The sequence below is a fragment of the Fictibacillus arsenicus genome, assembly GCF_001999465.1.
GTDB lineage: Bacteria > Bacillota > Bacilli > Bacillales > Fictibacillaceae > Fictibacillus > Fictibacillus arsenicus.
In genome coordinates this window covers 129,944-148,949 of record NZ_MQMF01000002.1, presented here as the reverse complement: position 1 = coordinate 148,949, position 19,006 = coordinate 129,944, and the positions used below count along the sequence as shown (strand labels likewise).

Here is a 19,006-nt window from a genome sequence, read left to right as displayed (position 1 = left end):
AAGGAAATTCTCTTATTCTAAACATAGTGAAGATTCAAGGCTACCCTGTCGCATATGACAGGGTATCTTCTTTTTCTTAAGTGTCTTTTTTAAAAGATTCCAGTTATTGGATATTTTTTCAAGATGCTTCTTTGATAAGTTGGTTGGAGCGGAAGGTGCGAGACTCCTGGGGGATCAGCGGGACAGGTGAGACTCCTATCGGCGCAAAGCGCAGAGGAGGCTCACCGCACGCCCCCCCGGAAAGCGAGCATCCTGGAGCGGAAATCAACTACTTCCAATATCATTTCTTAAGACAACATAGCAATAAACATAATTCTTATTTCGAATACTACTTTGTTGATGTTTATCAATCGTTTAAACATTGAAAAGAATAGTGCATAACATATAAATAGAGTTATGCGTGATGAATGTAGGGGGTTTTAGCATGTTAAACCAATTAGCAGATAAGTTAAAGAATGAAGACTTAGGAACCGTATTATTAAATGAACCGTTAAAGAACCACACAACACTAAAAATCGGCGGTCCAGCAGATCTTTATTTCGAACCGAAGAATATTGACGCTCTTAAAAAAGCAGTTGTTTACTTAAAGGAAGCAAATGTTCCTATTCGTGCAATCGGAAGAGGTTCTAATCTCCTTGTCGCAGACGGCGGTATTGAAGGTGCAGTCATCAAAGTAGGGGAGGGGCTGAATCACTTAAAACAAGATGATAACAAGATTACAGTTGGAGGAGGATACTCTTTAATACCTCTTGCTACTTTAATGTCCCGAGAAGCTTTTACAGGACTTGAATTCGCTGCAGGGATTCCTGGCTCTGTAGGCGGTGCTGTATTCATGAATGCGGGAGCGCATGGTTCTGATATGTCTCAAATCGTTGAAAAAGCACTTGTTCTTTTTCCTGACGGAGAACTGAAATGGCTGTCGAACGAAGAACTAGGTTTTTCATATCGTACATCTGTGCTTCAGGAAACAGGCGGAATCTGTGTTGAAGCTGTTTTGGTGTTAGAAAAAGGCGATAAGGAAACAATTATGGCTGAACTTAAAAAGAATAAAGATTATAGAAGGAATACACAGCCTTGGAATTTCCCATGCTGCGGAAGTGTTTTTCGGAATCCTCTGCCTAATTACGCTGGTCAGCTGATTGAATCGTCAGGTCTTAAAGGTACGAAGATCGGCGGTGCGCAAATATCTGAAATGCATGCTAACTTCATAGTAAATACCGGTGATGCTAAAGCACAAGATGTTCTGGAACTTATTCGTTTTATCCAAAAGACAATTAAAGAAAAGCATGGAATTGACATTGAAACAGAAGTTGAAATCATAGGGCGAAATGAATAACAAAAAATTGGATAAATAGTGCTAAATTGGGACTTATCCGTGCTATAATACAGAGAACAAGAGAAAAATGACCAACGACGTTGTAAGCGAAGAATCAGTTTCGTTTAATCCTGATAAATCGGCTGTATATGAAGCCTTTATATGTAGGGCTTGGCGTCTTTAGCCAAGTTCTTTTATTTGATTAAGATTGTTGGGCATTTGGTTTTTTCTTGTACTATATGATAAAACGGAGGAAGAGGATGGACAAGGTGAAGGTTGTCAAGATTGAGGACCGAATTCCGAAGCTGAAAGAACATCGTAAACAAAAAGCGAATCGCCGCCTGATATATTACTTGTCCTTTTTCTTCCTGTTATTAGTGGTCGTTGTATATTTTCAATCTGATTTGAGCCATGTTAAAAAAATCACGGTTTCAGGAAATTACTTTGTAACGGATGATGAGATTTTAAAAAAGAGCCAGATATCAACCAATACAAAGTACTTAAATATATCGGAAGAAAACATACAAAAAAGAATTGATTCAATTTCTGAGATAAGTTCTGTTTCCATTGAAAAGAAATTCTTTAATCATGTTGTGATCAATGTTAAAGAATATCAGCGGGTTGGTTATTTTAAAAAAGACAATACATATTATCCGATGCTGCAAAATGGAAAGATGCTTGAACCTCTTAATAAAAATGAGCGGCCGGTAAATGCTCCTGTTATTGTAAGCTGGAAAGATCCTGAGCAACTGGAGACGATGGCACAGGAACTGCAAAAGCTGCCAGAGGGAATCATTCACCGCATTTCAGAAATTACTCATACGCCTGAATCGGACAACCCTAGTAAACTGACATTATTTATGACAGACGGAAATAAAGTAGTTACTTCAATTTCTAAGTTTTCTGAAAGAATTTCTGCTTATCCTTCTTTGATAAGCGAAATAAAGCCAGATGAAAAAGGTACATTTTACTTAGGAATAAGTACGCGATTTGAACGATACAACCGAGAAGTTACGGAGGAAAAAAATGAGGAAAATTAAAGGGATGCATCTCTTTTTGTCTCTTATCCTTCTAGTTACCGGTTTCATTTTATCCTTCTCCTACCAGAGAGCTCAAGAAGAACAGAAGGAAGCCGTTCAAACTGACGAGTGGAGAAAAGAAGATTCTTTACGCAGCCAAATATTAAATCTTCAAAAAACAAACCGTGAACTGGCAAATGAACTTAAAGGTTTGCAGCAGAGCGTTGAAAAGAAAGAAAATAAATTTGCTGATCAGGAAGAGATCTCTTCTAAACTCGTAGAAGAATTGAAAGAACTGCGAATGGTAGTAGGGAATGTAAAAGTGAAAGGGGAGGGTGTAGAAGTAACACTTCAAGACTCCTCTTATATTCCAGAAGGTGAGAACCCGAATAATTATATTGTCCATGAAGAACATATTAGAAGTGTAATAGATGAACTTCATGTATCAGGGGCAGAAGCAATTGCAATCAATGGCCAGAGAATTTCACATGATACTTATATTGCTTGCATTGGACCTGTTGTAAGTGTTGATGGAAATCAGTACCCAGCACCATTTGTTATTACAGCCATTGGTAACTCATCCGCACTGGATAAATCTCTAAATCTATATATTGTAGATAAAATTGTAAATGATGGTGTGGAAGTAAGAGTGGAACAGGAAAGCGCGATCGAGATGGAGCCATTTATAACAGAAGAGGGATGAGTAAGTTGAAAGATAAACAATTTATGTTTGCAACTATTGCCCTCATTATAGGCGGAATGCTGGCGATCCAGTTTGAGACCACAAATAATCCGATCACAAGAGACACACGAGATCTTTGGGAACTAAGAGCTGATCTGGAGAAAGAAAAACAGCGTCAGCAGGAGCTTAATGAGGAACTACAGCGTTATAGCGAGCTTTTGAATAAGTATAAGACTGAAGGAAAAGACGAAAAAATCGAAGCAATGGAAAAAGCTTTGGCAGATTTAAAAAAACAGGCAGGATTAACTACAGTGAGCGGTCAAGGAATCGTAATGACTATCGAACCTTTTAATGACGAGCTAATTGGAGTAGATCGCCCTCTGCCACAGATTGACCCTGATATGCTTAGAAGACTTGTTAATGAATTGAATAGATATGACGCGAGAGAGATCAGCATCGATGGACAGCGCATTGTATCGAAAACACCGATCCGGGAAGTAAATGGTGACATTTACATAAACAACGAGCCTATTTCAACTTTTCCTATAGAAATCAAAGTACTGGCTAAAAACAATGAGAAACTGCATCAAAAGATTATTGCTTCGCTTGCTGTTGAAGAGTTTATAAGGGAAGACTTCCTTGTAGAATCTGCTCCGGCAGAAAAGGTAATACTGCCAGCATTTGATAAAGAAATAAAGGTGAAGTTTATGAAACCGGCAAAGGAGGAAACATAAGATGTGGTTACCGGTACTTGGACTTTTACTTGGTCTATTATTAGGTTTCATGTCTGATATCCGGGTCCCTCCTGAATACTCAAACTATTTATCAATAGCTGTGCTGGCAGCATTGGATACATTGTTTGGAGGTATCCGTGCTCATCTCCAAGGCAGTTTTGAAGATAAAGTGTTCATTACAGGTTTTTTCTTCAATATTTTACTGGCTGCCGGTCTGGCTTATCTAGGTGTCCACTTAGGTATTGACCTGTATCTAGCTGCAATTTTTGCATTTGGAGTAAGGCTGTTTAACAATATCGCTGTTATCAGGCGACTATTAATCTCAAAATGGTCAGACTCACGTAAAAAGGCCTAAAAAATTTGAAAAAACGGTAAAAAAAAGAGGGATAACCCGTTGTTTGTGGAATTTATTCCATAAATAAGCGAAAATGAAGGAATTTTGTTCATCTTTAACAGATGAAGATTTAATGGATGAAAGGTTAGGAGGTGCCACAGAATGAACAGCAATGAAATTTATGTAAGTTTAGACATCGGTACATCCAATATTAAAGTGATTATTGGAGAAATGACCAGTGAATCCTTTAATGTTATTGGTGTTGGCCATGCGAAATCAGCTGGAATCCGAAAAGGTTCCATTGTAGATATTGATGAAACTGTTCGTTCCATTAGAAAAGCCGTTGAACAGGCAGAAAGAATGCTAGGTATCCCAATTAATGCCGTTATCGTAGGTGTTAAAGGAAACCATATCCAGCTTCAGCCTTGTCACGGAGTTGTTGCAGTATCGAGAGAAGATCGTGAAATTGGCGATGAGGATATTGCTAGGGTAATAGAGGCAGCTCAGGTCATGTCAGTGCCTCCAGAAAGAGAAATCATCGATGTTATTCCACGGCAGTTCATTGTTGATGGAACAGATGAAATCATTGATCCAAGAGGAATGCTTGGGGTACGATTGGAAATGGAAGGAACGGTTATTACCGGTTCTAAAACCATCTTACATAACTTACTTCGATGTGTGGAACGAGCAGGACTTACAGTAGCTGATATTTGTCTTGAACCGTTAGCTACTTCATCAATCGCTCTTTCACGCGATGAAATGGAGCTTGGTGTGGCACTGATTGATATCGGCGGTGGTTCAACTACGCTTTCCGTTTTCGATCAGGGGACGATGCAATTAACTTCAGTTCTTCCGATTGGCGGAGACTTTATTACAAAGGATATTTCAATCGGTTTAAGAACATCTGCTGAAGATGCAGAAAAAATTAAACTAAAACACGGTCATTCTTTTGTCGATTATGCTTCTAAAGATGAAACATTCACCGTGTCGCAGATTGGCTCTTCACAAGAACAGGAAATTTCACAATATGAGCTTTCATTAATCATCGAGGCGCGTATGGCTGAAATTTTTGAAATGATTGATGATGAATTGCATCAGCGCGGATATTCTGAACTCCCAGGCGGTTTTGTCATTACTGGTGGAGTTGCAGCTATTCCAGGAGTATTGGAATTAGCCCAGGATATATTCCAGCAGAATGTAAGGGTTTCATTACCTGATTACATCGGTGTAAGAGAACCGAAGTTTACTGCTGGAGTTGGGCTGATACAATTTACCCACAAAAATATTAAAGTACAAGGAAAAGAAGTTGCTTCTGCATTAGCTGAAGATGCAGGGGAGCCTTTGCCAAAGAAAAAACAGTCCAGCCAGAAGCCGGCACAAGAGAAACAACCCGGCGGAATGAAATCAAAAGTGAAAGACTGGTTTGGTTTATTTTTCGAATAACTTAAGGAACTAGTCATTAGGAGGAACGCTCATGTTAGAGTTTGATATGAATATGGATCAATTGGCAACGATTAAAGTTATTGGTGTTGGCGGCGGCGGAAGCAATGCTGTTAACCGAATGATTGAACACGGAGTACAAGGTGTAGAATTTATTTGTGTGAATACAGACGCTCAAGCTTTGAACCTTTCAAAGGCGCCTGTAAAAATGCAGATTGGCACAAAGTTAACAAGAGGACTTGGAGCAGGAGCAAATCCTGATATCGGTAAAAAGGCTGCTGAAGAAAGCCGCGAACAGATCGAAGAAGCTCTTGCTGGGGCAGATATGGTGTTCGTAACGGCTGGAATGGGCGGAGGAACTGGAACAGGTGCAGCGCCAGTAGTTGCTGAAATCGCTAAAGATTTAGGCGCATTAACAGTTGGTGTTGTAACGAGACCTTTTACTTTTGAAGGCCGTAAACGTTCTACGCAGGCAGTTGGAGGAATTTCTGTATTAAAAGAAAAAGTGGATACACTTATCGTAATTCCGAATGATCGACTATTAGAAATCGTTGATAAAAATACACCAATGCTTGAAGCATTCCGTGAAGCAGATAACGTACTTCGTCAAGGTGTACAAGGTATCTCTGACTTAATCGCTGTACCAGGTTTGATTAATCTGGACTTTGCAGACGTTAAGACAATTATGACTGAACGCGGATCTGCACTGATGGGTATCGGTGTTGGCACAGGTGAAAACCGTGCAGCAGAAGCAGCAAAAAAAGCCATTTCATCTCCGCTTCTTGAAACGTCAATCGACGGAGCAAAAGGTGTATTGATGAACATTACTGGTGGAGCTAACTTAAGTCTCTACGAAGTAAACGAAGCTGCTGATATTGTTTCATCAGCATCCGACCCAGAAGTAAACATGATCTTTGGTTCTGTAATTAACGAAGAATTAAAAGATGAAATCCTTGTTACTGTAATCGCAACTGGTTTTGATGAGAACGAAAAGCTTGTGAACAATCAGCAAAGAGCTGAGCGTCCAAGAATGCAGCAATCTCCGGCATCTAATCAATCTCATTCAACCCAAAGCCAGCCGCAATCACAAGGTCAGTCTCAATCACAGTCACGTGAGGAAAGCCAGTCTGAATCAAGAAGCAATAACTCTTATTCAAATGCTGATTCAGATACGTTGGATATCCCGACATTCTTGCGTAACCGCAGCCGTAACAGAAGAAGATAGATACAAAAATAAAAGCATGTTCTCTTCAATAGAGAGCATGCTTTTTTTATTTTTAAAACCACTTATCTAAAAGAAGTCTTCGTATTCATGGTTGTTTTGTTAGTAGTTGATTTCCGCTCCAGGTTGCACGCTTTCTGCGGGGCGTGCGGTGAACCTCCTCCCGCTTTTCGCCATTAGAAGTCTCCACCTGACCGCTCGTCCGGCAGGAGTCGGCAACCTTGCGCTCCAATCAACTTGCATAAGAAGAAAACAAAAATACAGTAAAAATTTAGAAGTAACAATCTTCTAGAAGATGATGATAAAAAGATCGTTGCAACAAAGAGATATGTAAGAAGTTCCTCTTTGAAAGTTAATTGGAGCGGAAGGGCGAGACTCCAGCAGGATGAGTGGGACAGGTGAGACCATTAATGACGCAGAGCTGCGAATAGGCTCACCGCACACCCTGTGGAAAGGGAGCCCTGGAGCGGAAATTAACCTCATTCAAGAACAGTAAGGATTACAAAAATATTCTTTAGTATTTGTCATATTCTTGTCCCAAAAACGTATATCTAGCATATAAGCTTTTTTGACAAAAAAAGAGAAAATAAGAACAATACTTCTCTCATAAACTGACAGACTTTCAAACAACCTATACGTTATACTAATTTCAAAATTAAGAAAGGAGAAAACCAATGACCCTATATTTGGATGTCATTTGGTTTCTTAATTTCTGCATTGATTATGTATTGATCTCGTTAACAGCCTATGTTTTAAAACGCAATGCATCGAAAAAGAGAATCCTTCTTGCCTCTCTTCTTGCATCCAGTTACGTCGTTTTAGTTGTCTATCCAGAACTGTTGGTTTTCTCACAGCCTTTAGTAAAGTTTATTTTGTCTATAGCTATCATGATTACTGCTTTTGGCTTTAAACGTATTCGATTTGTGGTGAAAAATGTAGCGATGTTCTATTTTGTTTCCTTTGTAACGGGTGGCGGAATTTTTGCACTTCACTATTTTATGCAGAGTGATGCCGTGATTATGAATGGTGTGATTTCAACCAAAAGTACAGGAATGGGTGATCCGGTAAGCTGGTTATTTGTAGCGGCAGGTGTACCAGCTTTATGGTATTTTTCTAAGAAAAGAGTGGATGACATTACTGTGGAAAAAATGGATTCCAACAGTCTTGTCAAAGTGAAAATCTCTATTGGAGAAATCATTATTTACGCAAATGGACTTATTGATACAGGTAATAAATTATACGATCCCATTTCAAAAATGCCCGTTATGATTTTAGACATGAACATCCACAGTTCTGAATTTCCAGACGCCATTCAATCAGCTGCAAAAGATGTGATGTCAATTGGTACTGAGGATGATGATCATCCTTGGATCAGCAGATTGCGAATCGTTCCGTATCGTTCTGTAGGACATCAGCAATTTCTTGCGTGCTTAAAGCCAGATCGGATTGAAATTGAAAAAGATGATATTACAGTTTGCTCACCGCCAGGCCTTGTTGGATTAAGCTGGACTTCATTATCAAGCGAGGGCCAGTTCGATGCCATTGTGCATCCGAAAATGTATCTTCAACATGTACAAGCGTCATAGAAATCACTTGATGTGAAAGGGGAGTAAAAATGATCAGCAAATTGCGACTAAGGGTAACGATGTTTTGGTATAAGCTTTTATTTAAGCTTGGCTTAAAATCAGATGAAATTTATTACATTGGCGGCAATGAGGCGCTGCCTCCTCCATTAAGTAAAGAAGAAGAAGCAGTTTTGCTCGAAAAACTGCCTTCAGGTGATCAAGCTGCCAAGTCTCTTTTAATCGAAAGAAACTTGCGTCTTGTTGTTTACATTGCCAGAAAGTTTGAAAACACAGGAATAAATATCGAGGACTTAATAAGTATAGGTACGATAGGTTTAATTAAAGCTGTAAATACGTTTAATCCAGAAAAAAAGATAAAGCTTGCCACATATGCCTCCAGATGTATTGAGAATGAAATATTGATGTACCTGCGGCGAAATAACAAAACACGTTCTGAAGTATCCTTTGACGAACCTTTAAATGTGGATTGGGATGGCAATGAACTGCTGCTTTCAGATGTTCTGGGGACTGAAGACGATATTATTACGAGAAGAATCGAAGCAAATGTTGACCGGAAACTTTTATTAAAAGCTCTATTTACACTCAATGACAGAGAGAAACAGATCATGGAACTCCGATTCGGCCTCTCAGGTGGAGAAGAAAAAACACAAAAAGATGTAGCGGATATGCTGGGTATTTCTCAATCTTATATCTCTAGGCTAGAGAAGAGAATTATTAAAAGGCTACAAAAAGAATTTAATAAAATGGTTTAGACATTATTCTATATAGGTTATTGAATCATTAACTACTTTAATCAAATTTACAATTGCATAAATTTCCCTCCATTCGGTGATACTTAATTTGAAATTAGCTCCCGGCAGGAGGGAAAAGACTTGACAAGAAATAAAGTTGAGATTTGCGGAGTTGACACATCAAAGCTTCCTGTTTTAAAAAATCCAGAGATGCGGATCTTGTTTGATAAAATGCATAAGGGTGATCCCGATGCGCGAGAAACTCTGGTGAATGGAAACCTCAGGCTCGTACTGAGTGTGATTCAGCGATTCAACAACCGCGGAGAGCATGTTGATGATTTATTTCAAGTAGGGTGTATTGGCCTCATGAAGTCAATTGACAATTTTGATCTTGGTCAAAATGTTAAGTTTTCTACCTATGCTGTACCGATGATTATTGGTGAAATTCGGCGTTATCTTCGGGACAATAACCCAATACGTGTTTCGAGAAGCTTAAGAGATATTGCTTATAAAGCATTGCAAGTTCGTGACCAGCTCATGAATAAATTATCCCGGGAGCCAACAGCACAGCAGATTGCAGAAGCACTGGATGTACCAAAAGAAGAAGTCGTTTTTGCACTTGATGCCATCCAAGATCCTGTATCATTGTTTGAACCCATCTATAATGATGGAGGAGATCCAATTTTTGTAATGGATCAGATCAGTGATGATAAAGCGAAAGACATGCAATGGATCGAAGAAATCGCTTTAAAAGAAGGTATGAGACGTTTAAACGACAGAGAAAAAATGATATTAACTATGCGGTTCTTTCAAGGGAAGACACAGATGGAAGTGGCAGATGAAATTGGCATCTCCCAGGCCCAAGTGTCAAGACTTGAAAAAGCAGCGATATCACAGATGAACAAAAATATACAAAGCAGCTAAAACCCGTAGATTTACGGGTTTTTTTTATTACTGTGAACATGAAACTGCTTGGTCCTTCATATAATGAAAACAGAAAGGCGGGTTGTGACATGAACAAAATATCAGACTTTCAAGTTAAAGACGTTGTTAACGTAGCAAACGGAAAAAAACTAGGTCATATTGCTGATCTTGAAATTAATTTAAATACAGGAAAGATTGACGCAATCATCATTCCTGGTGCAGGGAAAATGCTTGGCTTTTTTGCAAGAGAAAATGATATTGTCATTCCATGGCGCAACATCGTTAAAATAGGTGCAGACGTAATACTCGTCAGGCATATGGAAGCAAGTGAATTAAACGAATACGTAAAAGAGCCGTTTGATCAATTGAAATAAACGGTTCTTTTTTTCTTTATTCGTTAAAATTGTGGTAAAATAAAGATAAAACTTTCCAGGAGGAATACATAGAAATGAAGACATTTAAACAAACTGGAAAGCACCTTGTTATAGAAGAATGGCAAAAAGAGAATTCATTTATTACCGCTGGTTTCACGATGCGTGATGGAGGGTATAGTCCAATGCCTTTCAACTCATTGAACATGGGATTTCATGTTAATGATGATCCCCGCTATGTACAAGATAACCGCAAAGCATTTGCCGATGAAATTAATTTCCCGGTTCAATATTGGGTAGGTTCAAAACAGGTTCATGGCACTCATATTGAAAAAGTTACAGAAGAAGACCGAGGCAAAGGCTCAATGGATTTTGAAACTGCTATCTCAGATGCGGACGGTTTGTACACAAAAGATGAGAACGTACTATTAACTTCTCTATATGCTGATTGTGTTCCGCTGTACTTTTATTCACCAAAAAACAACTTGGTCGGTCTTGCTCATGCTGGATGGCGTGGGACAGTTGGGAAAATCGGCCCTAAAATGGTCGAGCTTTGGTGTGAAAAAGAGAATGCAGACATTCATGACATTAGGGCAGCAATCGGCCCAGCAATAGGTGAATGCTGTTATGAAGTGGATGAAAAGGTTATTCGTGAAGTGAAAGAAGCATTGAAGAAAGATGAAGATCCTGATGTATTCACAGCAAATAATAATGAAAGATATCAATTAAACTTACAAAAATTAAATGAGATCCTACTTTTGCAAGCCGGAGTACTTCCAGAAAACATCATAGTCTCCCAGCAATGTACGAGCTGTGAAAATTCTTTGTTCTTTTCACACCGGAAAGATAATGGCAAGACGGGCAGAATGATGAGTTTTATAGGCAGGAAAGGAGTTAAGTAATCGTTTGAACATATTAGAAAATAAAGAAAAGATATTAGATAAGATTCAAGCTGCATGCATGAAAAAAAACAGGTCTTCAAAGGGCGTTAATCTAGTTGCAGTAACGAAATATGTAAGTAACGAAACGACGAAGAATGCTGCATTGGCAGGCGTGGAACATATCGGTGAGAACCGTATTGAAGGATTGATTGAAAAAAAGGAATATCTGGCAGACATGAATGTGAAATGGCATTTTATCGGCACACTTCAGTCTCGTAAAGTAAAAGACATTATTAATCATGTTGATTTTATCCATTCCTTAGACCGGCTCAGCTTGGCAAAGGAAATTCAAAAAAGAGCTGACAAGACGATTTCCTGTTTTGTACAAGTTAATGTAGCTGAAGAAGATTCAAAACATGGTCTAGCAGTAAAAGAAGTGATTAGTTTTGTCGATAAACTAAAAGACTACGATAAAATTAAAGTTGTAGGCCTTATGACAATGGCACCTTTTACAGAAGATGAATCGGTCGTAAGAAATGTATTCTCAACGTTAAAACAATTGCAAATAGACATTCAAAATAAAGATTTTTCTCATGCACCATGTGAGGAGCTTTCTATGGGAATGTCAAATGACTATGTGATAGCAGTTGAAGAAGGAGCAACCTTTGTTCGAATTGGAACAGACTTAGTAGGAAAAGAATTTTAGGAGGTGGAATCGATGGGAATCAAAACAAAGTTTAAGCGTTTTTTTGATCTAGAAGATGATTATGAATATGAAAATGAATATGAAGAAGAGTCTTTGGCTGAAGAGGAAGAGATTACACCATCTCATACGAAAAAAGGCAAGCCGAATGTTGTGAGCTTGCAAAGTATCCAGCAGCAGGTTAAGGTTGTTCTTGTTGAGCCGCGCGTTTATGCTGAAGCTCAAGATATAGCAGATCAGCTGAAAAATCGAAGAGCGGTAGTTATGAATTTGCAAAGAATTCCGCATGATCAAGCAAAACGAATCGTAGACTTCTTATCAGGGACTGTTTATGCGATAGGCGGAGATATCCAAAAGCTCGGACCAAATACATTTTTGTGCACGCCTGAAAACGTAGATGTTTCCGGTACGATCTCAGAAATGATGGACGAAGACTAAATCAGGCAGGTGAAATTTATTGGTATACGAAATTGCAAACGTAGTTCAGACGCTTATACAAATCTACTATTACATGATAATAGGGTACATACTTCTATCTTGGTTTCCAAACGCTAGAGAGTCTTCAATCGGTCAAGTTATTGGAAGGCTTGTAGAACCTTATCTCTCTCCGTTCCGAAAGATTATTCCGCCTTTAGGGATGATTGACCTTTCACCAATCGTAGCGCTGATGTCACTTCACTTTGCACAATATGGTGTAAGAGCTGTTGCTAGAATGCTCGCTGGCTCCTTTTAAGGCTTCTTTATGAGCATTTATCAGCACTACCGGCCAGAGGAACATGAGTTTGTTGATCGTGTAATGAGATGGAAATCGGAAACTGTGGAACGATACAGTCCGAAGCTGACTGATTTCCTTGATCCGCGTGAACAGGAAATTGTTAAAACGATCGTAGGAAACGATTCAGACGTACGCCTCTCTTTATGGGGAGGCTCTTCTTTTTCCGAACGAAAAAGAGCACTTCTTTTCCCGGAGTATTATGAAGCAGCACAAGATGATTTTCAACTCGTCTTTTATGATATTGTCTATCCATCAAAGTTCACTCAAATCGAGCATCGCGACGTACTTGGCGCTTTGATGAATATAGGAGTAAAAAGAGGCAAGTATGGCGATATCCTTATAACCGGAGATAAGGTGCAATTTGTCTGTGCAGCTGAAATATCAGGTTTTATCGAACTGAACCTTACCAAAATTGGTAAATCAGGAATTAAGCTGCATCATATAAAAAGTAATGACTTGATGGAAATTAAAACAGATTACGATGAAAGAAATGGAACGGTTTCTTCTCTCCGGTTGGATGTTATTGTTGCAGAGATCTATAACCTGTCACGTTCTAAAGCATCGCCTTTAATACAGCAAGGCCGCGTTAAATTAAATCATAAAATTACAGACCAGGCTGCGGCAGAAGTAATGGAAGGTGATGAACTCTCAGTAAGAGGTTTTGGCAGGAGTAAATTATTCGCTATTGAAGGTATGACTAAGAAAGAAAAATGGCGGATCCGGTACGGACTTTTAAAATAATTTCTGGGAATAGAAGGAATGACAGACATTTTGTCGAAATTAGGTAGAAAATAATGCATCTATGGAGGTGGCTGTTTTGCCTTTAACGCCGTTGGATATTCATAATAAGGAATTTACAAGAGGTTTCAGAGGGTATAGTGAAGATGAAGTGAATGACTTTTTAGATCAAGTCATCAAAGATTACGAAGCGGTTATTCGTGAAAAGAAAGATTTAGAGGAAACAGTTTCCAAGCTTGAAGAAAAGATTTCATACTTTAAAAACATTGAAGAAACGTTGAATAAATCCATTCTAATTGCACAAGAAACTGGTGAAGAGGTTAAGCGTACAGCTTCAAAAGAAGCACGTTTGATCGTAAAAGAAGCCGAAAAGAACGCTGACAGAATTATCAATGAATCGTTATCGAAGTCTAGAAAGATTTCAATGGAAATCGATGAATTGAAGAAGCAATCATCTGTATATCGCACACGATTTAGAATGTTGATCGAAGCACAGTTAGAGATGCTAAAGAATGATGACTGGGATTCTTTAAACGCTCCTGAAAATCTTGAAGGCTATGAACTTCAGGAAGTAAAGACAGAAGCTTGACATTCATTTAAAAAATCGCATATACTTTTGTAAGATTAATATGTGACGAAGACGGGGACAGTAAGATACTTTTCTCTATTTATAGCGAACCAGGAAAAGGTGCAAGCCTGGTATAGAGTGGTATTTGAAGATCACCCCTGAGTTCCTGTACTGAAAAACATTAGTAAGTTCAGGCGCTTCATCCACGCTACGGATGACTAAGCGGGTTTTGACTAATCAGAGCCTATTAGGGTGGTACCGCGGGTTAACCTTCTCGTCCCTACTGTAATAGTAGTGGGCGAGAAGGTTTTTTATTTGGCTCTTTTTCTGAAAAATAGTTGCGAAGTATTTTGTCACTTTTCTTCATGGGCAAGTTGATTGGAGCAGAAGGATGTGAGACTCCTGCGGGATCAGTGGGACAGGTGAGACTCCTAATGGCGCAAAGCGCAAGGAGGCTCACCGCCCGCCCCGCGGAAAGCGAGCATCCTGGAGCGGAAATCAACCACTTACAAGGACAACATATATTGCGGAAAACAGCCTTTTATTTTTACGGTAACGATATTAAGGAGGAAAAGCAATGAATTATAAAGACACTCTTTTGATGCCTAAAACGGAGTTCCCTATGCGCGGAAATCTTCCGCAGCGTGAACCTGTTGTTCAGGAGAAATGGAATGAATTAAATATCTACGAAAAAGTTATGGAAAAAACGAAGGATCTGCCGCCTTTTATCCTTCATGATGGTCCTCCTTATGCAAATGGTGATATTCATATCGGCCACGCTGAGAATAAGATTTTAAAAGATATCATCGTCCGTTTTAAATCGATGACCGGCCACTATTCTCCATATGTTCCTGGATGGGATACACATGGGCTGCCGATTGAAACGGCTCTGACAAAGAGCGGAAAAGTAAAAAGAAAAGAGCTCACAGTTGCTGAGTTCCGTAAACTTTGTGAAGAGTATGCATTAAAGCAAGTGGATCATCAGCGTGAACAATTTAAACGTCTAGGTGTTCGCGGTGATTGGGAGAATCCTTATATCACGCTTAATAAAGGATATGAAGCTAGACAGATCGAAGTTTTTGGTGAGATGGCTAAAAGAGATCTTATTTACAAAGGATTAAAGCCTGTTTACTGGTCGCCTTCATCAGAATCAGCGTTAGCTGAGGCTGAGATCGAGTATCAAGATAAGCGTTCTGCTTCCATCTATGTAGCATTTGATGTGAAAGATGGAAAGGGAGTTTTGGATGCAGATGAAAAACTCGTGATCTGGACAACTACTCCATGGACGATTCCTGCAAACCTAGGTATTTCTGTTCACCCTGAATTAGATTATGTTTCTGTTCAAACAGAGAACGGAAAATATGTTGTAGCTGAAGCTTTAGTAGAATCTCTTAAGAAAGAATTTGAGTGGGAACAAGCTGAAATTGTTAAGCGATTTAAAGGTGCAGAAATTGAACATGCGATTGCAAGCCATCCGCTTTATGGACGTGATTCACTTGTTATGCTTGGTGATCACGTAACAACTGATGCAGGTACAGGGTGTGTTCATACAGCTCCAGGACACGGAGAAGATGACTTCCTTGTAGGTAAACGCTACGGATTAGACGTATTATGCCCTGTAGACGACCGAGGTGTAATGACAAAAGACGCTCCTGGTTTTGAAGGTCTGTTCTATGATGAAGCAAATAAACCAATTACTGAGCAGCTGCAGGAAAAAGGTGCATTATTAAAGCTTTCGTTTATCACTCACTCCTATCCTCATGACTGGAGAACGAAGAAACCAGTAATTTTCCGAGCAACTGCTCAATGGTTCGCTTCTATTAAAGGAATTCGTGATGATATGCTTCGTGCGATTGAAGAAGTGAACTGGGTTCCTACTTGGGGTGAGACTCGACTTCACAACATGATCAAAGATCGTGAAGACTGGTGTATTTCCCGTCAGCGTGCATGGGGTGTGCCGATTCCGGTATTCTATGGTGAAGATGGCGAAGCGATCCTTACTGAAGAAACGATCGCTCACGTTGTAGAACTGTTTAGAGAGCATGGTTCTAACGTGTGGTTCGAAAGAGAAGCGAAAGATCTTCTTCCTGAAGGGTTCACTTCACCTCATAGTCCAAATGGCCGTTTTTCTAAAGAAACAGATATCATGGATGTTTGGTTTGATTCTGGAACATCACACTGGGGTGTTCTAGAAGAAAGAGAGAACTTAGTTCGTCCGGCAGACCTTTATCTTGAAGGATCTGACCAATATCGCGGCTGGTTTAACTCGTCACTTTCTACATCTGTTGCGATCACTGGAAAAGCTCCTTATAAAGCAGTACTCAGCCATGGATTTGTTCTCGATGGTGAAGGAAGGAAGATGAGTAAATCAATCGGTAATACTTTGGATCCGATCAAGGTGATGAAGCAGCTAGGTGCTGATATCATCAGACTTTGGGTTTCTTCTGTAGATTATCAGTCAGATGTGCGTGTATCTGATGATATTTTAAAGCAGGTAGCTGAGGTTTACCGTAAAATTAGAAATACACTTCGTTTCTTATTAGGAAACCTGCACGGATTTGATCCAAAACAGCATGCAGTTGCATTTGAAGATATGCCTGACCTTGAAAAATATATGATGGTTAAGCTGGATCAAGTCGTTGCAAAAGTTAAAAAAGCTTACGAAGAGTATCAGTTCATTACTGTTTATAATACGATCCATAACTTCTGTACGATCGAGTTAAGTTCTTTCTATCTGGATATGGCAAAAGACACGCTTTATATCCAAGCTGAAGATGATCATAAACGCAGAAGCATTCAGACTGTGTTATATGAGTCACTCATGGCTTTAACAAAACTTTCTGCACCTATTTTATCTCACACTGCAGATGAAGTTTGGGAATACATTCCTGGAGTTGAAGAAGTGAGTGTTCAACTGACTTCTGTGCCAGAAGAGAAGAACTACAAAGGTACTGAGCAGCTTGAAAAAGATTGGGATCTGTTTATGGATGTGCGTGATGAAGTGCTAAAAGCTCTTGAAGAAGCGAGAAGCCAAAAGACGATCGGTAAATCACTTACTGCATCTATTACGCTTTATCCAACTGAATCGCTTAAGCCTTGGCTTAAGAGCGTTGAAGATTTAAATAAATTATTTATCGTTTCAAAAGCGGAAGTTGGCGGCGTGAAATCGGAAGCACCAGAAAATGCGTCTTCCTTTGAACATGTGGCTGTATCAGTAACTTCAGCGGAAGGTGAAACATGTGAACGCTGCTGGGTTGTTTCAGAAGAAGTTGGCAAAAATGACAATCATCCAACACTTTGTGCAAGCTGTGCAGAAATCGTTGAAAAGAATTATGCATAACTGTTAAAGAAATCCCGCGCTAGCGCGGGATTTTTCTTTTTAAGATAGTGCAGAAATAATCCGGTGAATGGGTAAATTAAATTGTAGAACATCCGATGGCTGTGCTACAATTCAAAAAGACATATTTAATATATCGGAGGAGTTCTATTGTTTTATTATCTTTTGGCCTTGTTAATGTTCGCGGCTGATCAAGCGACAAAATGGATGATTGTTAAAAAAATGGACCTCGGCCAGTCTATACCTGTCATTGATCAAGTATTATACATAACCTCACATCGAAACAAAGGGGCTGCATTCGGTATTCTACAAGATCAGCGGTACTTTTTTATTATCATAACGATTATTGTAGTCGGAGCTGTCATCTATTATTTACAGAAGCATGCTACTGACAGATTGCTTAAAACAGCACTTGCCCTTGTTCTTGGAGGCGCATTAGGAAACTTTATCGATCGTCTTCTTCGCGGAGAAGTCGTTGATTTTGTTGATGTATATATCGGAAGCTATGATTTCCCAATTTTTAATGTGGCAGACAGTGCCTTAGTAATCGGTGTAGGTTTGATTTTTATTCAAAGTTTTATGGAAAGCAAACAGAAGGAGACAGAAAATGAGTAAATTTGAATATACGGTAACCACTGAACAAGAAGGGAACCGTATTGATAAAGTTTTATCTGATGTCCAGGATGAATGGTCACGGTCTCAGATTCAAAATTGGATTAAAGATAAAATTGTATTGCTGAACGATAAACCCGTTAAATCAAATTATAAATGTGTAACAGGTGATATTGTTGAAATCGAAATTCCTGAACCTCAGGAACTGGACGTTGTTCCAGAGGAAATGGATCTTGATGTTGTTTATGAAGACTCAGATGTCCTTGTTGTGAATAAACCAAGAGGGATGGTTGTACACCCTGCGCCAGGACACTATAACGGTACACTTGTTAATGGTCTGATGGCACATTGCAAAGATTTATCTGGTATCAACGGTGTTCTGCGCCCTGGTATCGTACATCGTATTGATAAGGATACATCAGGATTATTAATGGTTGCCAAAAATGATATGGCCCACGAATCACTCGTTAGCCAGCTTAAGGACAAAACAACAACAAGAATTTACAAAGCGATCGTTCACGGGGTTATGCCTCATGATCAAGGAACAATTGATGCTCCGATCGGCCGGGATAAAAGTGACCGCCAAAAAATGACCGTAACGGATGACAATAGCCGAAATGCTGTTACACATTTTAATGTTATAAAACGATTTACTAACTATACATTTGTTGAATGCCAGCTTGAGACTGGTAGAACGCACCAGATCCGTGTTCATATGAAGTATATTGGTTTCCCATTAGCAGGAGATCCGAAATACGGTCCATCTAAAACACTTCCAATTGAAGGACAGGCACTTCATGCTCAAACTTTGGGCTTCAATCACCCAAGAACAGGTGAATATATGGAATTTGAAAGAGAAATTCCTTCTGAAATGAGCGAGCTATTGGATTTGTTAGAGAAAAGAAGTTGACAAAGGGAACACTGTTTGTCATAATCAATGTAACTTAAATAGTCCTTTAACTTTAGTCCCGTGAGGCTGAGAAGGAAACGTTGTTAAAGAGAATCCAACAGGGATTACTCTATCCTCTCGTCAT

Annotated in this window: 21 protein-coding genes and 1 other annotated feature; all 21 genes read left to right on the top strand. The window is 39.3% G+C overall.

Annotation, left to right across the window (positions count from 1 at the left end; translation table 11 throughout):
• Positions 1-424: 424 nt before the first annotated feature.
• Positions 425-1,336, top strand: a complete 912-nt coding sequence (gene murB, locus UN64_RS07840) for a UDP-N-acetylmuramate dehydrogenase (RefSeq protein ID WP_077361446.1) — start codon at positions 425-427, stop codon at positions 1,334-1,336.
• Between the two features lie 239 nt (positions 1,337-1,575).
• Positions 1,576-2,355, top strand: a complete 780-nt coding sequence (locus UN64_RS07835; RefSeq protein WP_171978827.1) for a cell division protein FtsQ/DivIB — start codon at positions 1,576-1,578, stop codon at positions 2,353-2,355.
• On the top strand, positions 2,342-3,037 hold the full coding sequence (locus UN64_RS07830; RefSeq protein ID WP_077361442.1) for a DUF881 domain-containing protein: 696 nt from the start codon (positions 2,342-2,344) through the stop codon (positions 3,035-3,037). The genes UN64_RS07835 and UN64_RS07830 overlap by 14 nt, the downstream gene beginning before the upstream one ends.
• Positions 3,038-3,042: 5 nt before the next feature.
• Positions 3,043-3,750, top strand: coding sequence for a DUF881 domain-containing protein (locus UN64_RS07825; RefSeq protein WP_171978826.1), 708 nt, complete (start codon positions 3,043-3,045; stop codon positions 3,748-3,750).
• Between the two features lies 1 nt (position 3,751).
• The gene (locus UN64_RS07820) at positions 3,752-4,105 is read left to right on the top strand and encodes a small basic family protein (protein ID WP_066289181.1); all 354 of its coding nucleotides are present in this window, start codon (positions 3,752-3,754) and stop codon (positions 4,103-4,105) included.
• 141 nt (positions 4,106-4,246) lie between these two features.
• Complete coding sequence (gene ftsA / locus UN64_RS07815; RefSeq protein ID WP_077361438.1) at positions 4,247-5,527, top strand: cell division protein FtsA; 1,281 nt, start codon at positions 4,247-4,249, stop codon at positions 5,525-5,527.
• A gap of 31 nt (positions 5,528-5,558) precedes the next feature.
• Complete coding sequence (gene ftsZ / locus UN64_RS07810) at positions 5,559-6,749, top strand: cell division protein FtsZ (protein ID WP_077361436.1); 1,191 nt, start codon at positions 5,559-5,561, stop codon at positions 6,747-6,749.
• 671 nt (positions 6,750-7,420) lie between these two features.
• On the top strand, positions 7,421-8,332 hold the full coding sequence (gene spoIIGA / locus UN64_RS07805) for a sigma-E processing peptidase SpoIIGA (RefSeq protein WP_077361434.1): 912 nt from the start codon (positions 7,421-7,423) through the stop codon (positions 8,330-8,332).
• 32 nt (positions 8,333-8,364) lie between these two features.
• Entirely contained in the window at positions 8,365-9,084 is a 720-nt protein-coding gene (sigE, locus tag UN64_RS07800) for an RNA polymerase sporulation sigma factor SigE (RefSeq protein WP_077363663.1), read from the top strand.
• Between the two features lie 120 nt (positions 9,085-9,204).
• Entirely contained in the window at positions 9,205-9,987 is a 783-nt protein-coding gene (sigG, locus tag UN64_RS07795; RefSeq protein WP_066240567.1) for an RNA polymerase sporulation sigma factor SigG, read from the top strand.
• Between the two features lie 89 nt (positions 9,988-10,076).
• Entirely contained in the window at positions 10,077-10,361 is a 285-nt protein-coding gene (locus UN64_RS07790; RefSeq protein WP_066289211.1) for a YlmC/YmxH family sporulation protein, read from the top strand.
• A gap of 74 nt (positions 10,362-10,435) precedes the next feature.
• The gene (gene pgeF, locus UN64_RS07785; protein ID WP_077361432.1) at positions 10,436-11,260 is read left to right on the top strand and encodes a peptidoglycan editing factor PgeF; all 825 of its coding nucleotides are present in this window, start codon (positions 10,436-10,438) and stop codon (positions 11,258-11,260) included.
• A 4-nt stretch (positions 11,261-11,264) separates the two neighbouring features.
• Positions 11,265-11,945: a YggS family pyridoxal phosphate-dependent enzyme gene (locus UN64_RS07780; RefSeq protein ID WP_077361430.1), complete on the top strand. Its 681-nt coding sequence runs from the start codon at positions 11,265-11,267 to the stop codon at positions 11,943-11,945.
• A gap of 12 nt (positions 11,946-11,957) precedes the next feature.
• Positions 11,958-12,380: a cell division protein SepF gene (locus UN64_RS07775; RefSeq protein ID WP_077361428.1), complete on the top strand. Its 423-nt coding sequence runs from the start codon at positions 11,958-11,960 to the stop codon at positions 12,378-12,380.
• Between the two features lie 19 nt (positions 12,381-12,399).
• Positions 12,400-12,675, top strand: a complete 276-nt coding sequence (locus UN64_RS07770; protein WP_077361427.1) for a YggT family protein — start codon at positions 12,400-12,402, stop codon at positions 12,673-12,675.
• Positions 12,676-12,684: 9 nt separating this feature from the next.
• Positions 12,685-13,458, top strand: coding sequence for a YlmH family RNA-binding protein (locus tag UN64_RS07765; protein ID WP_077361425.1), 774 nt, complete (start codon positions 12,685-12,687; stop codon positions 13,456-13,458).
• Between the two features lie 76 nt (positions 13,459-13,534).
• Positions 13,535-14,044 carry a DivIVA domain-containing protein gene (locus tag UN64_RS07760; RefSeq protein ID WP_066289220.1) on the top strand — a complete coding sequence of 170 codons (510 nt, stop codon included), beginning with the start codon at positions 13,535-13,537 and terminating at the stop codon, positions 14,042-14,044.
• Between the two features lie 39 nt (positions 14,045-14,083).
• Positions 14,084-14,308: a binding site (T-box leader), on the top strand.
• A gap of 149 nt (positions 14,309-14,457) precedes the next feature.
• On the top strand, positions 14,458-14,604 hold the full coding sequence (locus UN64_RS20810; RefSeq protein ID WP_171978823.1) for a hypothetical protein: 147 nt from the start codon (positions 14,458-14,460) through the stop codon (positions 14,602-14,604).
• Entirely contained in the window at positions 14,601-17,363 is a 2,763-nt protein-coding gene (gene ileS, locus UN64_RS07750; protein WP_077361421.1) for an isoleucine--tRNA ligase, read from the top strand. The genes UN64_RS20810 and ileS overlap by 4 nt, the downstream gene beginning before the upstream one ends.
• A gap of 132 nt (positions 17,364-17,495) precedes the next feature.
• Positions 17,496-17,975, top strand: a complete 480-nt coding sequence (gene lspA, locus UN64_RS07745; RefSeq protein WP_281249440.1) for a signal peptidase II — start codon at positions 17,496-17,498, stop codon at positions 17,973-17,975.
• Entirely contained in the window at positions 17,968-18,882 is a 915-nt protein-coding gene (locus UN64_RS07740) for an RluA family pseudouridine synthase (RefSeq protein WP_077361417.1), read from the top strand. The genes lspA and UN64_RS07740 overlap by 8 nt, the downstream gene beginning before the upstream one ends.
• Positions 18,883-19,006 lie beyond the last annotated feature (124 nt).

Bases quoted from the DNA above. Each gene is read 5' to 3' on its own strand.
- ftsA (WP_077361438.1), top strand. From the start codon at position 4,247: ATGAACAGCAATGAAATTTATGTAAGTTTAGACATCGGTACATCCAAT.
- ftsZ (WP_077361436.1), top strand. From the start codon at position 5,559: ATGTTAGAGTTTGATATGAATATGGATCAATTGGCAACGATTAAAGTT.
- spoIIGA (WP_077361434.1), top strand. From the start codon at position 7,421: ATGACCCTATATTTGGATGTCATTTGGTTTCTTAATTTCTGCATTGAT.
- UN64_RS07830 (WP_077361442.1), top strand. From the start codon at position 2,342: ATGAGGAAAATTAAAGGGATGCATCTCTTTTTGTCTCTTATCCTTCTA.
- pgeF (WP_077361432.1), top strand. From the start codon at position 10,436: ATGAAGACATTTAAACAAACTGGAAAGCACCTTGTTATAGAAGAATGG.
- UN64_RS07835 (WP_171978827.1), top strand. From the start codon at position 1,576: ATGGACAAGGTGAAGGTTGTCAAGATTGAGGACCGAATTCCGAAGCTG.
- UN64_RS07765 (WP_077361425.1), top strand. From the start codon at position 12,685: ATGAGCATTTATCAGCACTACCGGCCAGAGGAACATGAGTTTGTTGAT.
- ileS (WP_077361421.1), top strand. From the start codon at position 14,601: ATGAATTATAAAGACACTCTTTTGATGCCTAAAACGGAGTTCCCTATG.
- murB (WP_077361446.1), top strand. From the start codon at position 425: ATGTTAAACCAATTAGCAGATAAGTTAAAGAATGAAGACTTAGGAACC.
- UN64_RS07820 (WP_066289181.1), top strand. From the start codon at position 3,752: ATGTGGTTACCGGTACTTGGACTTTTACTTGGTCTATTATTAGGTTTC.
- UN64_RS07775 (WP_077361428.1), top strand. From the start codon at position 11,958: ATGGGAATCAAAACAAAGTTTAAGCGTTTTTTTGATCTAGAAGATGAT.
- UN64_RS07740 (WP_077361417.1), top strand. From the start codon at position 17,968: ATGAGTAAATTTGAATATACGGTAACCACTGAACAAGAAGGGAACCGT.
- UN64_RS07790 (WP_066289211.1), top strand. From the start codon at position 10,077: ATGAACAAAATATCAGACTTTCAAGTTAAAGACGTTGTTAACGTAGCA.
- UN64_RS20810 (WP_171978823.1), top strand. From the start codon at position 14,458: ATGGCGCAAAGCGCAAGGAGGCTCACCGCCCGCCCCGCGGAAAGCGAG.